14 protein-coding genes are annotated in these 17,353 nt (G+C 66.0%); 3 read left to right on the top strand and 11 right to left on the bottom strand.

The genetic code is table 11. The features are described from left to right. Nucleotides 1-2 precede the first annotated feature (2 nt). Nucleotides 3-836 (bottom strand): aldo/keto reductase, encoded by an 834-nt coding sequence (locus CXY74_RS06385; RefSeq protein ID WP_104199659.1) that lies wholly within the window; start codon nt 834-836, stop codon nt 3-5. Nucleotides 837-937: 101 nt separating this feature from the next. Here CXY74_RS06385 and hrpA point away from each other — a divergent pair, with 101 nt between their 5' ends. Further along, entirely contained in the window at nt 938-5,035 is a 4,098-nt protein-coding gene (hrpA, locus tag CXY74_RS17910; RefSeq protein WP_233193243.1) for an ATP-dependent RNA helicase HrpA, read from the top strand. Nucleotides 5,036-5,136: 101 nt separating this feature from the next. On the opposite strand, the gene CXY74_RS06370 is transcribed toward hrpA, so the two are convergent. The 8 genes from CXY74_RS06370 to CXY74_RS06335 form a co-directional block, all read right to left on the bottom strand. Then, nucleotides 5,137-5,889: an amino acid ABC transporter ATP-binding protein gene (locus tag CXY74_RS06370; RefSeq protein ID WP_146070083.1), complete on the bottom strand. Its 753-nt coding sequence runs from the start codon at nt 5,887-5,889 to the stop codon at nt 5,137-5,139. 23 nt (nt 5,890-5,912) lie between these two features. Next, entirely contained in the window at nt 5,913-6,896 is a 984-nt protein-coding gene (locus tag CXY74_RS06365) for an amino acid ABC transporter permease (protein ID WP_104199657.1), read from the bottom strand. 19 nt (nt 6,897-6,915) lie between these two features. After that, entirely contained in the window at nt 6,916-7,809 is an 894-nt protein-coding gene (locus tag CXY74_RS06360; protein ID WP_104199656.1) for an ABC transporter substrate-binding protein, read from the bottom strand. A gap of 275 nt (nt 7,810-8,084) precedes the next feature. Further along, nucleotides 8,085-9,089: an iron-siderophore ABC transporter substrate-binding protein gene (locus tag CXY74_RS06355; RefSeq protein WP_104199655.1), complete on the bottom strand. Its 1,005-nt coding sequence runs from the start codon at nt 9,087-9,089 to the stop codon at nt 8,085-8,087. A 67-nt stretch (nt 9,090-9,156) separates the two neighbouring features. Further along, nucleotides 9,157-10,008 (bottom strand): ABC transporter ATP-binding protein, encoded by an 852-nt coding sequence (locus CXY74_RS06350; RefSeq protein WP_104199654.1) that lies wholly within the window; start codon nt 10,006-10,008, stop codon nt 9,157-9,159. Then, on the bottom strand, nt 10,008-11,063 hold the full coding sequence (locus tag CXY74_RS06345) for an iron chelate uptake ABC transporter family permease subunit (protein WP_233193254.1): 1,056 nt from the start codon (nt 11,061-11,063) through the stop codon (nt 10,008-10,010). The genes CXY74_RS06350 and CXY74_RS06345 overlap by 1 nt, the downstream gene beginning before the upstream one ends. After that, the gene (locus tag CXY74_RS06340) at nt 11,063-12,115 is read right to left on the bottom strand and encodes an iron ABC transporter permease (RefSeq protein ID WP_104199653.1); all 1,053 of its coding nucleotides are present in this window, start codon (nt 12,113-12,115) and stop codon (nt 11,063-11,065) included. The genes CXY74_RS06345 and CXY74_RS06340 overlap by 1 nt, the downstream gene beginning before the upstream one ends. Beyond that, nucleotides 12,112-13,089 carry a siderophore-interacting protein gene (locus CXY74_RS06335; protein ID WP_104199652.1) on the bottom strand — a complete coding sequence of 326 codons (978 nt, stop codon included), beginning with the start codon at nt 13,087-13,089 and terminating at the stop codon, nt 12,112-12,114. The genes CXY74_RS06340 and CXY74_RS06335 overlap by 4 nt, the downstream gene beginning before the upstream one ends. A gap of 152 nt (nt 13,090-13,241) precedes the next feature. Between CXY74_RS06335 and CXY74_RS06330 the strand changes: the two genes are divergently transcribed. Both CXY74_RS06330 and CXY74_RS06325 read left to right on the top strand, forming a co-directional pair. Next, nucleotides 13,242-14,450, top strand: coding sequence for an MFS transporter (locus CXY74_RS06330; protein WP_104199651.1), 1,209 nt, complete (start codon nt 13,242-13,244; stop codon nt 14,448-14,450). Between the two features lie 23 nt (nt 14,451-14,473). Next, nucleotides 14,474-15,289 carry an aldo/keto reductase gene (locus CXY74_RS06325; protein WP_104199650.1) on the top strand — a complete coding sequence of 272 codons (816 nt, stop codon included), beginning with the start codon at nt 14,474-14,476 and terminating at the stop codon, nt 15,287-15,289. Between the two features lie 417 nt (nt 15,290-15,706). Here the strand turns inward: CXY74_RS06325 and CXY74_RS06320 are convergent, their stop codons facing one another. After that, a complete protein-coding gene (locus CXY74_RS06320; RefSeq protein WP_104199649.1) occupies nt 15,707-16,693 on the bottom strand; it encodes an aldo/keto reductase in 987 nt (328 codons plus the stop codon). A 46-nt stretch (nt 16,694-16,739) separates the two neighbouring features. Next, nucleotides 16,740-17,303: a DUF559 domain-containing protein gene (locus CXY74_RS06315; RefSeq protein WP_146070068.1), complete on the bottom strand. Its 564-nt coding sequence runs from the start codon at nt 17,301-17,303 to the stop codon at nt 16,740-16,742. Nucleotides 17,304-17,353: the final 50 nt, after the last annotated feature.

Genomic DNA, 17,353 nt, shown 5'->3' with positions numbered 1-17,353 from the left:
GGCTAGTTCACCTCGTTGGGGTGCGCCGAGACGCGGCCGGCGCGCTCCAGGGCGGAGATCATGGCGACCTCGGTGTGGGTGAGTTCGAAGTCGAAGACGTTGAAGTTCTCGGTCATGCGCTCCACCCGGTTCGACTTGGGGAACAGGATGTTGCCGACCTGCAGGTGCCAACGAATGACGACCTGTGCGGGCGACTTGCCGTGCGCATCGGCAGCATCCGCTATCACTTGCTCCTCGAACAGAGGGTACTTGCCCTGGCCGAGCGGGCCCCAGGCTTCGATTTTGATGCCATTCTCGCGGGCGAAAGCAGTGACTTCTGGCTGCTGGTGCGCCGGGTGCAGCTCGATCTGGTTGATGGCCGGCACGATGCTCGTCTCATGCAGCAGGCGGTCAAGGTGGGGCACCAGAAAGTTCGAGACGCCGATGGAGCGGGCCCGGCCGGACTCCTGAATCTTCTCGAGAGCTCTCCAGCTCTCGACGAATTTGTCGTTGGCCGGGGCCGGCCAGTGGATCAGGTAGAGGTCGACGTAATCGAGGCCAAGCTTCTCGAGACTCTCCTCGAACGCATCGAAGGCCGACTGGGTGCCCTGCCGGTCGTTCCAGAGTTTGGTGGTGATGAACAGTTCGGAGCGGTCGATGCCGGAGGAAGCAAGGGCCTTGCCCACGCCCTCTTCGTTGCCGTAGATGGCGGCGGTGTCGATGTGGCGGTAGCCGACCGAGAGCGCGTCGGCCACAATGCGGGTGGTTTCGTCGGGTTCGACCTTGAACACGCCGAAACCGAGCTGCGGAATCGTGTGGCCGTCGTTGAGGGTGATGGTGGGAACAGATTTCGTCATCCCGTCAGCCTATTGGCTTGTGTTCTGCATCAACCCCCGTGAACACCTAATGTTCACTCGCCGCGAAAGCAGCGATGCAGTCGACGTAATATTAAGTCTTCATGGAAACGCTGAATATCACCTTCCCACCCGAACTGCCGGTCAGCCAGCGTCGGGACGACATCGCCCGCGCGATTCGCGATAACCAGGTCGTGATCGTCGCCGGGTCGACCGGGTCGGGCAAGACCACCCAGTTGCCCAAGATCTGTCTGGAGCTCGGCCGCAAGAACATCGGCCACACCCAGCCGCGCCGGCTCGCCGCGCGCACCATCGCCGAACGGATCGCCGAGGAGCTCGGGCAGGAAGTCGGGCAACTGGTCGGCTACCAGGTGCGGTTCACCGACAAGGTCGGCGCCGACACCCGCATCAAGTTGATGACCGACGGCATCCTCTTGAATGAGATTCACCGCGACCGCATGTTACGCAAGTACGACACGATCATCATTGACGAGGCGCACGAACGCAGCCTCAACATCGACTTTCTACTCGGCTACCTGCGGCAGCTGCTGCCCAAACGCCCCGATCTCAAGCTCATCATCACCTCGGCCACCATCGACCCGGCCAGTTTCGCGAAACACTTCGCCGCCGCCGACGGCACCCCGGCGCCGGTCGTTGAAGTGTCTGGCCGCACCTTTCCGGTCGAGATTCGTTACCGACCACTCGTCGCCGAGCCGGGACTCGACGACGATGACGACACGACCGACTCCGCTCCCCCGGTTGACCGTGACTACATCGAGGGCATCACCGCGGCTCTTGACGAGCTCGAACGGGAGTCCAACGGCGACGTACTCGTCTTTCTCTCCGGCGAGACCGAGATTCGCGACGCCGCCGACGCGCTGCAGGGCAAGTACGCCTCCTCAGCCAGCCGTAACCCGACCGAGGTGTTGCCGCTCTACGGCCGACTGTCGTCGGCCGACCAGCACCGGGTGTTCCAGCCGTCGACCGTGGCGGGGGTGAAACGACGCATCGTGCTCGCGACCAACGTGGCCGAAACCAGCCTGACCGTGCCGGGCATCCGCTATGTCATCGACGCGGGAACCGCGCGCATCAGCCGCTACAGCGTGCGCTCCAAGGTGCAACGACTGCCGATCGAGGCGATCTCACAAGCCTCCGGCAACCAACGCAGCGGCCGTAGCGGGCGCACCAGCGACGGTATCGCGATTCGGCTGTACTCCGAAGAAGACTATATGCGCCGCCCGGAATATACCGAGCCCGAGATTTTGCGCACGAACCTCGCCGCCGTCATTTTGCAGATGATCTCGCTCGGCCTCGGCGACATCGCCTCGTTCCCCTTTCTGACCCCGCCGGACAGCCGCAACATCAAGGACGGCCTTGACCTGCTCGCTGAACTCGGCGCCATCGAGGCCGGGGGCGCCGGGCGTACCAAGAGCGGTCGCGGCGCTGCCCGCGGTGAAACGGATGCCGCGGCGCCGGCCGTCACCACCGGCCCGGCCACCCCGCGCCTCACCCGTATCGGCCAGCAACTCGCGCAACTGCCGATCGACCCGCGCTTTGGCCGCATGGTGATCGAATCGAAGACGCAGGGCACCAGCCGGGAGGTCATGGCGATCGTGGCCGGACTCACCATCCAGGACCCGCGGGAGCGCCCGCTCGAGCGTCGCGCCCAGGCCGACCAGTTCCATGCCCGGTTCGCCGACCCCACGAGCGACTTTCTCAGCCTGCTCAACCTCTGGAACTACCTCGAGAAGCAGCAGTCCGAACTCGGTTCGAGTGCCTTTCGACGCCTGTGCAAGAACGAATACCTCAACTACCTGCGGGTGCGCGAGTGGCAGGACGTGCTGCGGCAGTTGCGCCAGCTGGCCAAGCCGCTCGGCCTGCACCTCGGTGAGCCGAGCGCGAACCCCGACGGCGTCCACCGTTCGCTGCTCGCTGGGCTGCTCTCGCACATCGGCCTGAAAGACGTCGCGAAGAAGGACTACGTCGGCGCTCGAGCGCAGCGCTTTGTGCTCTTTCCCGGATCGACCCTGGCCAAGAAACAGCCGAACGCGGTCATGAGCGCCGAACTGGTCGAGACCAGCCGGCTGTTCGCCCGCATGAACGCGGTCGTCGATCCAGCCTGGGCGGAACCGCTTGCCGGCAACCTGTGCAAGCGCAGCTACTCCGAACCGCACTGGGAGATGAAGCAGGGCGCCGCCGTGGTCTACGAACGAGTGACGCTGTACGGCGTGCCGATCGTGGCGCGCCGTCGGGTGCAGTTCTCGCGGATCGACGCGGCCTACGCCCGCGAGCTGTTCATTCGGCACGCGCTGGTCGCCGGGGAGTGGGACCGGGCCTCGGGGCCGCAATCGCCTGCGGCGGAGAAGGAAGCGGATCGCGGCGGTCGCGGGCCGTCGCGCAACGAACGCGTCGGCATCGCGGTCGATGGCGGCACAGCGTCGAGTGGGCGCGGTTCCGGCCGATCCGATGGCGCGCCCGCCATCGGCTCGAGCGCGAGCCGTGGCGGACGGCCCGGCCAAACGGGAGACCCCGGCATGTGGGCGTTTGAACGCGCCAATGCACGGCTGCGGGAGGAACTGGCCGAGCTGGAGGAACGCACCCGGCGCCGGGACATCCTCTTTGATGACGAAGCCGTCTTCGACTTCTACCAGCGTCGTATTCCAGCCGAGGTGTCGTCGACCAAGAGCTTCGAGGGCTGGTGGCGTACGGCCAGGTTCGACACCCCCGACCTGCTCACGATGACCGCCGAGGCCCTCGTGGCCGAGGACTCCCCCGAGATCGACGAGGGACTCTTTCCGCCGAGCTGGCAGCAGGGTGACCAGCGCCTGAACCTGGGTTACCGCTTCGAGCCCGGCGAAGAGGATGACGGAGTGACCGTGCGTATTCCGCTCGCGTTACTGGCCCGCCTGTCACCGAACGGTTTCGACTGGCAGGTGCCCGGCCTTCGCGCCGAACTCGTCACTGCCATGATCAAGTCGCTGCCGAAAAGTATCCGGCGTAATGTCGTCCCCGCTGCCGACTGGGCCGCTCGCTTGCTGGGCGAACTGCCCGGCGAGCCCGGCATCGTCGAGGCCTTGCCGACAGCGGTGCCCGAAGCATCGTTCGCCGAGACGCTCGCGGCACTGATTCAGAAGCTCACCTACGTGCCGGTCAGCATGCGCGATTTCGAGCTCGACCGAATTCCCGCGCACCTGCGCATGACCTTCGTCGTCACCGACGAGCGCGGTCGCACGGTCGCCGCCGACAAGGACCTCGCCGACCTGCAACGCCGGCTCGGCACCCGGGTGCGCGACAGTGTCGCGAAGGCGACGAGCGCCGCTGCACCGATCAACGCGATCGAGCGCGGCGGCCTCACGACCTGGGACCTCGGTGAACTCCCCCGCTTCCTGGACACCAAGCAGGGTGACAACACGATTCGCGGGTATCCGACCCTCGTCGATGATGGGGCATCCGTTTCTATTCGCATGATGAGCACCGAGCTGGAGCAGGCCCGCGCTCTGCCCCGTGGCGTGCGCCGGCTGCTGCTGCTCGCGACGCCGTCACCCGCCGCGTACGTACAGCAGCACCTCACCGCCGCCGAAAAGCTCAGCCTCGCGACCAGCCCATACACAACCACGCAGGCCCTGTTTGCGGATTGCCTTGCCGCCGCGGTCGACGACGTATTGTTTCGGGTGCGCCCGGGCGGCCAGGTGTTCATGAAGGCGGAGTTCGACACCATCCGTGATCGGGTGTCCGGGGTGGTGATGGATTCCATGTTCGAAACGGTCGGATTGGTCGCCCGCATCCTCACCGCTCAGCGCCTGGCTGATAAGGCGCTCAAGGCCGCAACCAGCATGGCGCTGCTGCCGGGAATCAGCGATGCCCGCCAGCAGCTCACCGCCCTGGTCTACCCCGGCTTCGTCAGCGCAACCGGTCTCGCCCAGCTGCGCCACCTGCCGCGCTACCTCGGTGGCATCAGCGCCCGGGTACCCAAACTCGTCGACAATCCGAGCCGCGACCGGGTCTGGATGAACGAAACCCAGGCGGCCACCGCCCGGTTCGAGAACGCTGGCGGTACCATGCCGCTCCAAGCGGATGCCGCGGCATCCGTTCTGCGCGCCCGCTGGATGATCGAAGAGCTGCGCATCAGCCTGTTCGCGCAGGAGCTCAGGGCGGCGGAGCCCGTCTCGCTGCAACGCATTCAGAAGGCGCTCGCCGGATAGTGCGCGCTCCAGGCCCACCTTATGACCCCGGGCCCAGTCTATAAACTGGGCCCGGGGACGGGGCCCGGGCCCCGTCCGTTGGTGCGGGTGCGGGTGCGAGGCTAGAGCACCTTGGAGAGGAAGGCCTGGGTGCGGTGGTGCTGCGGGTTGGCGAGCACCTCGGTGGGCACGCCGCTCTCGACGACCACTCCGCCGTCCATGAAGACCAGGGAATCGGCGACCTCGCGCGCGAAACCCATCTCGTGGGTGACCACGATCATGGTCATGCCGTCGCGGGCCAGGCCCTGCATGACGTCGAGCACCTCGCCGACGAGCTCGGGGTCGAGCGCGCTGGTGGGCTCGTCGAACAGCATGAGCTTGGGCTCCATCGCCAGGGCGCGCGCAATCGCGACCCGCTGCTGCTGGCCGCCGGAGAGGTGCGCCGGGTAGTAATCGGCGCGTTCGGCCAGACCGACCCGGGCCAGCAGGGCGCGAGCATTGGCCTCGACGCCCGCCTTAGACAAGCCCTTGACCCGGATGGGCGCTTCCATCACATTCTGCATCGCGGTCATGTGTGGAAACAGGTTGAACCGCTGGAACACCATGCCGATGTCCCGGCGTTGCCGGGCGGCTTCCTTCGGGCGCATCTCGTAGAGCTTGTCGTTGACTTCGCGGTAGCCGATGAGCTCACCGTCAACGCTGAGGCGGCCCGCCGAGACGACCTCAAGGTGGTTTATGCAGCGCAGAAATGTGGACTTACCGGATCCGCTGGGCCCGACGAGGCACATGACCTCGCCCCGCTTGACCTCGAGCGAGATGCTCTTGAGCACCTCGTTGGAGCCGAAACTCTTGGAGACGCGGTCGGCGACCACCATGGGGGTGTCGATTACAGCAACCATCAGCGGCCATCCTTCGGCGGGTCGGTGGCGGGCGAGACAACGGTGGGTTGGCCGCTGCTGACGACCGGGGTGACCCCCGTGAGCGACGCGCTCGCGTCATCCGCTTTCTTGTCCGGGCGACGGTCACCGATGCCGCGGGCAAACCGTTTCTCGAGAAAGTACTGGCCGACCATCAGAATGGAGGTGAAGAACAGGTACCAGATCGACGCGACGATGAGCATCGGCACCGTGTCAAAGGTCACGGCAGCGATGTCGCGGGAGCGCGTGTACAGCTCGAGGGTAAACGGAATGGCCGTCACCAGCGAGGTGGTCTTGAGCATCGAGATGACCTCGTTGCCGGCCGGCGGAATGATCACTCGCATCGACTGGGGAACGACGACGCGCACCATCGTCTGGAACCAGCTCATGCCGAGCGCGGTCGCTGCCTCTTCCTGCCCGCTGTCCACCGAGAGCAGCCCGGCACGCACGATTTCGGCCATGTAGGCGGCCTCGTTGAGTGCCAGCCCGACGATCGCCAGAACGAACGCGCTCAGCGCCACCCGGGTGGGGAAGGACACCCAGGGCTCGGTGAACGGCAGCCCAATGTCGACGGACTGGTAGATCGTGCCGATCAGGCCCCAGAACACCAGCTGAACGTAGACCGGCGTGCCACGGAACACCCACAGGTAGACCCAGGCGATGCTGTTGACCACCGGATTCGGCGAGAGCCGCATAATCGCCAGGGTCACCCCGAGAATGATCGCGATGACCATCGAGTACACCGTGAGTTGCAGGGTGACGAACGCCGCCTGAGAGATGCGCTGATCGAACAGGTATTTTCCGACCGCCGGCCAGTCGTAGGCCGGGCGCATCGCCGCATCCGCGACGAACAGCGCAACGATAAGCAACAACACGACCGCGAAGGTGTTGCGCCACGGGTGGCGCAGGCGAATCGCCTTGATTCCGGGCTCCGTCTTGACGCCCGTCGCGGTCGTGTCAGTCATAATCTGAGTCGCTTACGCTCTAGCCGTTGGACGCGGCGTTGATGGTGATGGTGTCGATGCCACCGTCGGTGACGCCCCAGGCATCGAGGATCTTGCCGTAGGAGCCGTCGTCAACCATCGACTGAAGGGCAGCCTGCACGGCCTTGGTTAGTTCGGAACCCTTGTCGACCGTGATGCCGTATGGCGCCGTGTCGAAGCTTTCGCCGGCGGGCGCTAGCTTGCCGTCAGTCTTGGAGATGGCGTACAGGGTGACCGGGGAGTCGGCACTGAGCGCGTCGGCCTTGCCGAGAATGACCGCGTTGGTCGCCTCGTCCTGTGAACCGTAGGGCAGAACCTCGATCTTCTCCAAACCGGCCGCGACGCAGGCCGCGCTCTTGGCGGGAAGCTCGTCGGTGTCTTGCACAGTGTTGTCCTGCACGGCTACGGTCATGCCGCAGGCATTGTCGGGGTCAACGGTTGATCCGGTCGGCGCGGCCCAGAGAATTCCTGCGTTGTAGTAGTTGACGAAGTCAACCTGCTTCTCGCGCTCCAGATTGTCGGTGAATGAGGACTCACCGATGTCGACGGTGCCGCCGGTGATGCTCGGAATGATGTTGTCGAAGGACGCGATTTGGTACTCGGTGGTGAGGCCGAGCTTGGCGGCGATGCCGTCAGCGAGTTCGATGCCCCAGCCGATCGGTGCACCGGACTGGTCCTTGAACTCGTTCGGCGGGTAGGCCGCGTCCGTTCCAACGATGAGCACCCCTGCGCTTTTGATGTCCTCGGGCAGCAGTGCGACCGCGGCGGCATCCGCTTCGATGGTGCTCGCAGCATCGGCCGGCGTCGTTGCGGTCGGAGTGGAGTTGTCGACACAGCCGGTCAGCAGCAATACGCCGACGGCAGCGAATGCTGGAACAATGTAACGTGCGCGCATGGCACTTCCTTCTCTGGATGGTCGAAAATGCGCAGGTTCGCCGATGAACCTACACGCGGGTAAGACCTATCGAGCCTAGTGCAAGCGCGGCGCGGCAAATTCGAGCGTTTACCCCAGGGCGTAAATTTTGACGAGCGGATTGCGCCGGATCTATCGTCGAAACGGCCCCGACCTCAGACCGAACATTTTGTACACGCCGCCGAGTCGCCGTTCGGTGCAGACGCCAACGGATGCCGCAGCGAGCCGGCGCTGCGGCATCCGTTTCACAAACAGCCTTACTTGACCGCGGCAGCGAGCAGGGCGACGTAGTCTTCCAGGCCCCAGGACAACGACAGTCCCGTGGGCGGGGAGACCGAGGTGATGAAGGCCGCGCCGACCGGGGATGCGACCGTTCCGGCCTGCACCTGCGGCATGGCCTGCGCGTAGCTCGCGGCAAGGAACGCGTCAGACTCCTCCTGGGTGGAACCGAAGTTCACCAGCAGGTCGCTGCCGAGCTGGTCGAGCTGTTCGTAGCTGAGCGTGTAGTAGAAGCTCGCCTCGTCGGTTGCGAGCTCATCGACGGCGGGCGCGCTGACGAAGCCGAGGTCGAGGGTGAAATCGACGCGCGGGTCGTGCTTCTTGTAGACGTAGAAGCTGCCGGCGCTATCACTCGTGAGGGCGATGGTCTTGCCGGCGAATTCGGGATGCGCGGCGGCCTGGTCAGCGATTTCGGTGTCGATCGACGTGAGCAGGGCACTCGCTTCGTCGGTCTTGCCGAGCGCAGTTCCGGTGATCTCGATCAGATCGCGCCACGGAGTGGCCCAGGCTTCGCCCGGGTAGGCGACAACGGGGGCGATCTTGCTGAGCAGGTCGTATTCCTGCTCGGTGATGCCGGAGTAGGCGGCGAGAATCACGTCGGGGGCTGCTGCTGCGATGTCTTCGTAGGGCGGCTCCTGGGTATCGGGCAGCACGACGGGCATCTTTTCACCCGTGAGGGCCTCGGCGATCCACGGCAGCACGCCGTTCTCGTCGCCACCGTAGCTCTGGAACGGGATAGCCACCGGGATCACGCCGAGCGCGATCGCGTCGTCGGCGCTGCCCCACCCCCAGGCCACCACGCGGGCGGGCTGCGAGTCGATCGTGGTTTCACCGAAGGCATGCTCGATGGTGACGGGAAAGCTGCCGGATGCCGCGGCGTCGGCGGCAGGGTCAGCCGCATCGTTGGCGGCCGTGCAACCACTCAGGCCCAGGGCGAGGATGCTCGCTGCGGCAACACGCGTGAGGATCAGGCGTCGGGACACGAATTTCTCCAGTCGTCGGGCGCGGGCGACGAGGCAGCCCGCAAATATAAGGTTAGCCTACCCTAATTTATGACGTGCTGACGCTGAAGAGCAGCGGCGGTTCAGCCTCGGTGAGCACCGGCGGAACACGTCCGTGGAACCGGCCGATCGGCACGACCATGGGCGCGCCGCAGACCGGGTCGGACACAATCGTGGCGTCGAGGTCGAAGGCGGTGCGCACGGTGTCAGCGTTGAGCGTCTCGGCGGGCGTTCCGTTGGCCACGATCCGTCCGGCGCACATGACGACGAGGTGGTCGGCGTAGCGGGCGGCCAGGTTGAGGTCGTGCAGCACCATCACGACGGTCGTGCCGCGCTCGCGATTGCGCTCGAGCAGAAGGTCGAGCACCTCGATCTGGTGGGTCACGTCGAGAAACGTGGTCGGTTCGTCGAGCAGCAGAATCTCGGGGTCCTGCGCGAGCGCCATGGCGATCCAGACGCGCTGGCGCTGTCCGCCGGAGAGGTCTTCGAGGCGGCGCGCGGCGAGTTCGTGGGTGTTGGTGGCGGCCATTGCTGCGGCGACGATCGCGTCGTCGGTGCTCGACCACTGCCGAAACCACCCGTGGTGCGGGTAGCGACCGCGGCTGATGAGGTCTGCCACGGTGATGCCGTCGGGTGCGATGGGCTGTTGCGGCAGCAGGCCCACGATGGTCGCGACCTTTTTTGCGGGGAGCGCGGCGATGTTGCGCCCGTCCAGGGTGACCTGGCCGGTATCCGGTTTCAGCAGGCGCGCGAGGCCTTTGAGCAGGGTGGACTTGCCCGAGGCGTTGGCTCCGACGATGACCGTGACTTTACCGGGAACGATCTCAAGGTCGAGGTTTTCAATGATGGGAGTGTGGTCATAGCCGAGACTGACATTCTCGGCACGCAGTAGGTGAGTCATCAGGCGCCCTTTCCGGTTGTGTTGCTGGTGGCGAGCAGCCAGAGCAGGTAGGGGGCGCCGATGGCTCCCGTGATGATTCCGGCGGGCAGCTCGAGCTGCCCGGGCAGCAGGTGCTGGGCGGTGAAGTCGGCGACGGTCGTGATAAGCGCTCCGATAAGCGCCGCGGGAATCAGGGCCAGACCGCCGGTGCCGAGCAGGCGCCGGGCGATCGGTGCCGCCACGAACGCCACGAAGGCAAGCGGGCCGACGGCGGCGGTCGCCGACGCGGCGAGCGCGACAGCGACCACGAGCAGCGCGAGCCTGGTGCGTTCGGCACCGACGCCGAGGCTCGTGGCGAGGTCATCGCCGAGTTGCAGTACGCGTAGGCGCCCGCTCAGCACACGAATGACGGGCAGCAGCGCGAGCAGCACGACGGCCACGAGGGCGATGTCTCGCCATCCGGCGCCGCTGACGCTGCCGACCAGCCAGAGCAGGGCGCCCTGGGCGTCGTTGAGATCGGCGCGGGACAATAAATAGCCGAGCAGTCCTTGAACCATGAACGCGACGCCAACGCCGATGAGCACGAAGCGGTAGCCGACCACGCCGCCGCGCCAAGCCAGCAGGTAGATGGCGCAGGCAACGATGCTGGCGCCGGCACACGCAGCGAGGGAGGTGGCGACGCTTCCGAAACCGAGGATGAGCATGCCGAACACCGCGGCGGCGCTCGCTCCCCCGGTGACCCCGATGATGTCGGGGCTCGCGAGCGGATTGCGCAGTACGGTCTGGAACAGCGCGCCGGAGATCGCGAACGCTACCCCGACCAGCACGGCGAGGGTCAGCCGGGGTAGGCGCAGCGAGAGCACGATGAAGTTCTCGCTCTGGGTGCCCTGACCGGTGAGGGTGCGCAGCAGGTCGGGCACGCTCAGCGAGTACGCGCCGACCGCCAGGCTGAGGGCGGCCACGAGAACGAGGGCACCGAGCAGCGCGAGCACGAGCCGCCCCTCGCGCCTGCTCTGCCGGGCGCGCGCGTGGCTGAGGGACGCGACATCCGTTTTCATCTCGCTGCGGGTGGTCATCACAGACCGGCCAGCTTCACACGGCGCACAAGGGCAATGAGTACCGGTGCCCCGAGGAACGCGACGACGAGGCCGGCCTCGATCTCCCCCGGCTGGGCGACGATGCGGCCGAGTACGTCCGCCGTGACGAGCAGGGTGGGCCCGAAGAAAGCGGAGAACACGATGATGAGCCGGTAGTCGGGGCCGGTGATCCAGCGGGCCACGTGCGGCACGGCGAGGCCGACGAACACGATCGGACCGGCCATCGCGGTCGCCGAGCCACACAGCAGCACGATCGCGACGGCGCAGACGATGCGAGCGGTGACCAGATTCTGGCCGAGACCACGGGCGAGATCGTCGCCGAGGGCGAGGGCATTGAGCATGCGGGCCGCCACGATGGCGAGAACCGTCCCGACCAGGATGAACGGGGCCAGCGGCAGTGCGGCGTCGAGGCCGCGGGCGACGAGAGAGCCGGCCGCCCAGAATCGGTAGCGGTCGAAAGCTTCGGAGTCGGCCAGCAGCACGATCGTGATGAGCGAGGTGAACGCTGCCGTCAGCGCGGTTCCGGCGAGGGCGAGCTTCACCGGCGTTGCGCCTTCATGGCCGAGCGATCCGATCAGGTAGACGATCGTTGCCGCAACGGCGGCGCCGGCGAAGGCGAACCAGACGTAGCCGAGCGAGGAAGTCACGCCGAACCAGGCGATGCCGGCAACGACGAACAGGGAGGCTCCGGCATTGACGCCGAGTAGGCCGGGGTCGGCGAGCGGGTTGCGGGTGACGCCCTGCATGAGGGCGCCGGCCAGGCCGAGGGCGAGGCCGGCCAGTAGACCCACGACCGTGCGCGGCACGCGCAGGTCGAGAATGACGGTGTGGTCGGTCAGGGCGCGGTGCGGGTTGACCAGCGCGCTCCACAGGGTGACCGGGGAGATCTCGCGGGTGCCGACAAGGAGCGACGCGGCGATGCTGAGCCCCAGCAGCACGAGGGCCATGATGAAGCCGATGACGACGCGGCGCGGGTGAACGCTGGCCGGCGCCGGCGCAGCGGGTGCAGGTCGTTCGAGAGCCCGGGTCATTGAGCTTCGGACCGGCCCCGCCGCCAGTAGCCCATGAAAGCCACCCGTGAACGGTCGATGCCGGTCTCGCTCACCAGAAAACGTCGCAGCAGTTTGATCATGCCGGATTCGCCTGCAAGCCAGGCGTAGAAACCGGTGCCGCTTTCGTCGTCCGGTGATTCCCAGAGCCGGTCGCAGTCCACGTCGACCTCGACGAGCGGCTGCGCGTGTGCGGCGACCGCCAGATTGATGAGCGCGCCGTTGTCGGCGACCCAGTCGCGCACGGCTTCATCCAGGCGTTCTCCGTGCGGCGCTGTGTTGCGACCCAGCCACGTGATCTCGCAACCGGTCGGTAACACGAGGGGCAGAGCATCCGCTTCGACAGGCACTTCGATGAAGGCGCGGGCACGGCGGCCAGCGGGCAGGCTCTCGAGGATGCTACAGATAGCGGGGGCTGCGGTTTCATCACCGGCCAGCAGCAGGTCGGTCGCGTGGGCCGGGTGCCAGTCGAGGCCGATCGCACGATCCGGGCTGCGTTCGTCGGGGCCGACGATGACAACGTCACTCCCGATGGACGCAGCCTGCAGCCAGCGCGCGGCCGGCCCGAGGGCGCCGTGGCCGGAGTGGGTCACGAAATCCACATCGATCTCGCGCTGTTCGGGGCGCACTGCTCGAATCGTGTAGGTGCGAAGGGGGTTACGGTCGGCGTCGGGCAACGCACGCCAGCGGTCGTACCAGGTGCCGTCGGCGCCGGCGCGATCATCATCTTCGCCGAAATCACAGAGGCCGCGGCCGGGCAGCGGCAACACTATTTTGACGCGCTGATCGAGCCCCGCAGTGCCGAAGGTATCGAACTGCGCACCGAAAAACGTCACCCGGGTGAAATGCTCACTCAGCGAGCGGATGCCGGCCACGGTGACCCGGTAGGGCCGGTAAGCCGGGCGGTCAGTGACCGCCGCTGCCCCCAAGCCGGTCCGAATCGGTAAGGTAAGCATTACCTAAGTATGGCATGCCTTGCCTCACAGTGGGCGGCTCTCTCGCATAGGACCCCAGCATGGCCACCCGTCTCCCCCGGTTTGCTCCAGTCTTAGCGTCCCAGTTGCGACGCCCCGGTTTTCGAAGCGCACGACCGTAGACTGAAATCATTGTGAAAAGTTACTGGACGCTCCTGCGCACACCCGGCGTGTCCCGCCTGATTGGCGCGCAGCTGACGGCCCGTTTTCCGTTCGGCATGCTCTCACTCGCCTTTCTCATTCACATTGAGCAGATCTTTGATTCCTATGGCGCTGCCGGGCTGGTTCTCGGCGCAATGAGCATCGGCCAGGCCATCGCGGGGCCCCTCACCAGCCGTCTGATGGGACAGCTCGGCATGCGCCCGGTAATCATCGCGACCATGTTCATCTGCGCGGTGTCGATCGTCGTTATGGCGCTGGTTCCGCTGTCGGTGCTGAGCCTCATGCTCATCGGATTCGTGGCCGGCCTGTCAACGCCGCCGATTCAGCCGGCCGTGCGCACCATTTATCCCAAAATCGTCAACTCTCGCCAGCTCACCCCGCTGTTCTCACTCGACGCCTCGGCGCAGGAGATCATCTGGGTACTCGGCCCCGTCATCGCGACCTTCGTGGCGCTGCAGGTTTCGACGACCGCGGGCATCCTGCTCGCCGCATTCTTTCTGGTCGCCGGCGGAATCTGGTTCGTCTCCCTGCCGGAGGTGGGACGGGTGCGCATTCCGCGCAGCCGCCGCAAGCTCGGTGTGGTGCTGAAAAAACCCGCAGTGCTGCTCAGCACCATCGTCGGGTTCACCCTCGTAGCCGCCTGCGCCGCCGTCGAAGCCGGAGTGGTCGCGGTGTTCGGGCACGGCAGCGCCGACGCTGGCTGGGTGCTGGGCATCTTCGCGATCGGCTCCCTCATCGGTGGCCTCGCGCTCGGCCACGCCCCGATCGGACCGTGGGCACTAGCCGCCCGCATGCTGATCGTCACGATCGGACTTGCCCTGGCGAGCCTCTGGCTCACCTTCTGGTGGCTGTCCCTGGCCTTGCTCGTGGCCGGGGTCGGCATCGCTCCCGCCTTCGCCGTCTTGTTCGGCATCGTCTCGGCGAGCGTGAAGTTCAGCGACACCGCCGAGGCCTACGGCTGGGTCGGTACCGGCCAGTTGATCGGCGCCGCCATGGGATCCGCCATCGCGGGCTTTTCCATCGACCACTCCGGGCCGGTCTCCGCGATCTATGTCGCGGCGGCCTTTGCCGCCCTCGGCTGCATCATTCCCGCACTCGGTCGTCGCTGGCACCCCGACCTGCGTGGCCGGGACATCAGCCCCATCCCCGATACCGAGCCCATTCAGGTGCAGGTTTCCTAGCTCAGTTCTCCTAGCATGAGGGGATGAACTCACTCACCCTCAACGACGGCCACCTGATTCCCCAGCTCGGTCTCGGGGTGTACAAGGTAGCGGATGACCTCGCCGCCGAGACCGTGCAGGTCGCGCTCGACGCCGGGTACCGTCACGTCGACACCGCCGCGCTCTACGAGAACGAGGTCGGCGTCGGGCAGGGACTCACGCGTTCCGGCGTGCCTCGGGAAGACGTGTTCGTGACGACCAAGGTCTGGAATGACCGCCACGGCTACGCCGAAACTGTAAAAGCCTTCGACGAGAGCCTCGCCAAGCTGGGCCTGGACTACGTCGACCTGTACCTGATCCACTGGCCGGCCCCGAAGCAGAACCGCTATGTCGACACCTATCGCGCCCTCGAAGCGATCCGCGCCACGGGCCGGGCCCGCTCGATCGGCGTTTCCAATTTTCACCCGCACCACCTCGACCGGCTCCTGGCCGAGACCGAGGTCGTGCCCGTGCTCAACCAAGTGGAGTTGCACCCGTGGTTGCCGCAAACCAAGGTGCGCGTGTATGACGCGGCCCACGGCATCCGTACCGAAGCGTGGTCACCCCTGGCCCGAGGGCGCGCGATCGGCAACCCGATCCTCGACGCGATCGGCGCCAGGCACGGCAAGTCGGCGGCGCAGATCGTGATCGCCTGGCACCTGTCGCTCGGCAACATTGTCATTCCCAAGTCGGTCACACCGGCGCGCATTCGCGCCAACATCGACGTGTTCGACATTGTGCTCGACCCGCAGGATCTTGCGGCGATTGCGGCACTCGACAGCGGCGAGCGCACCGGAAAGGACCCCGACGACCTCGACTGAGCGGCCGCGGGCCGAGCCCGGAACCGCGGAAGCTGGTCGCAGGCCCGAACGCTCATCAATCCATGTTGCAACCGGCATCGAACCAGTGACAGGGTTCCCAGTCTGCACAACGGACCCCAGCCACACGAGATACTCAATGGACCAAAACCCGTAGACGAACCGTACTCCGTTCATAGTGAATTGCAAGGTTTGGTCATCACGGCCAGTGGTTCTCCCGCCGCTCTGCCGAATCACGTCATGCGCGGCGACTGCAGCCATGATCCTGCCGGTGGCCCACCAGCTGACTCCGCGGACTGCGAGCTGCGAGCTGCGTGCCTGCAGGCGCGATCGATCCGAAGCCGGTCTGTTGACAGCCGCCGCGACTCTGACGCATTGGAGTGACCGGCTGATCCCGGGCTCAACCGGGGCCGGTCGCATTCACCAGCGCGGGTGGATCTGCTCCCGCAGGAGCCGGTCGTAGATGTCCTGAACGCCCTCGTTGAAGGCGACGCCGAGCGGCTCGGCCAGGCCGGCCGCGGCATTGGCCTGCGCTTGCGCGACCGAGCGGGCTCCCGGAATGACGGCGCTCACACCATCGATCTGGGCGACCCAGGCCAGTGCGGCCTGGGTCGGGGTGAGGCCGGCCGGAGCCAGGGCAGCGAATTCGGTGGCGGCCTGCAGGCCGACCTCGAAGTCGACGCCGGAGAAGGTCTCACCGACGTCGAAGTGGCTGCCGTCGCGGTTGAAGTTGCGGTGGTCACTTTCGGCGAATACGGTCTCGTGGGAATATTTGCCGGTCAGCAGCCCGCTGGCCAGCGGAACCCGGGCGATGATACCAACTCCGGCGGCGCGCGCAGTCGGCAGCACCTCGTCGAGCGGCTTGAGCCGAAAAGCGTTCAGGATGATCTGCACCGTGGCGACGCCCGGGCGGCTGATCGCGGCGAGCGCCTGGTCGCAGGTCTCCACGCTCACACCATAATTTTTGATGACGCCCTCGCTGACGAGGGTGTCGAGCGCGTCGTACACCTCGCCGGATTCAAAGACCGCGCCTGGCGGGCAGTGCAGTTGCACGAGGTCGAGGGTGTCCATGCCGAGGTTGGTCCGCGACCGGTCGGTCCACTCGCGAAAATTGGCCAGCACGAAATTCTCCGGCAGCTGTTCGGCCCGGCGGCCCATTTTGGTGGCGACGGTGATTTCAGCACCTGAAGCGTCGTTCGCAAGAAACTGCCCGATCAAACGCTCGCTGCGGCCGTCACCATAGACGTCCGCTGTGTCGAAGAACGTGACGCCGGCATCAGCGGATGCCGCCAGCACAGCAGCTCCATCGGCATCAGTCACGGCGCCCCAATCGCCCCCGAGCTGCCAGGTTCCGAGACCGATCACGGAAACAGTGCGGCCGGTTCTTCCGAGGATTCGTTTTTGCATACCCCGAGCTTAGGCACAGGCGCCCCGTTTTGTGATGGCGGCGAAGCTACGGGCGCCACCCTCGCGACCGCAGCGCCGCATCAACGGCATCACGCACCCATTCCTTCGACGACCCCTTCCGCACCGTGATCACCAGCCAGCCCGCCACACGCAGATCGTGCAGGCGTTCGGCATCGCGGTTGTACTGCACGTCGTCGGTGCGGTGCTGCTCCCCGTCGTATTCCACCAAGACCTTATAGCGAAAGTAGACGAGATCGCCACGCACGCGTCGCTTACCGAGCGGCAATGGAACATCCATGTTTGTTTCCGGTTCAGGAAACTCACACATCAGAAGAAACAGGCGCAGGAAAGTTTCCCGCCTGGATTCAACGCGAGGCCGAATCAGTGCCTCAGCCGCGCACAATCGCAGGGCGCCCCGATGCCCTGCGTACTGGACAACCCGCGCGGCAATCTCCACGGCCGTCGCAAGTCCAAGCTCGGCGCGCAGTAGATGATCTCCAGCGGCCACCAGATCGTTCAATTCCAGAACGGATGCCAACTGGCACCACGCCGAAATCGGCGCGAGCACCGGAATCCCGGCGACGGTGCCCACTCCAGGAAGATTCGCCACATGATGTCCGATGACCCCCGCTGCTCGCGGAGCCCGATCCGGGTCCACCA

Origin of the sequence: Cryobacterium sp. Y29, assembly GCF_002929825.1 — a bacterium.
In the GTDB taxonomy this organism is placed as follows: Bacteria; Actinomycetota; Actinomycetes; order Actinomycetales; family Microbacteriaceae; genus Cryobacterium.
This window is presented reverse-complemented; position numbering and strand designations above follow the sequence as displayed.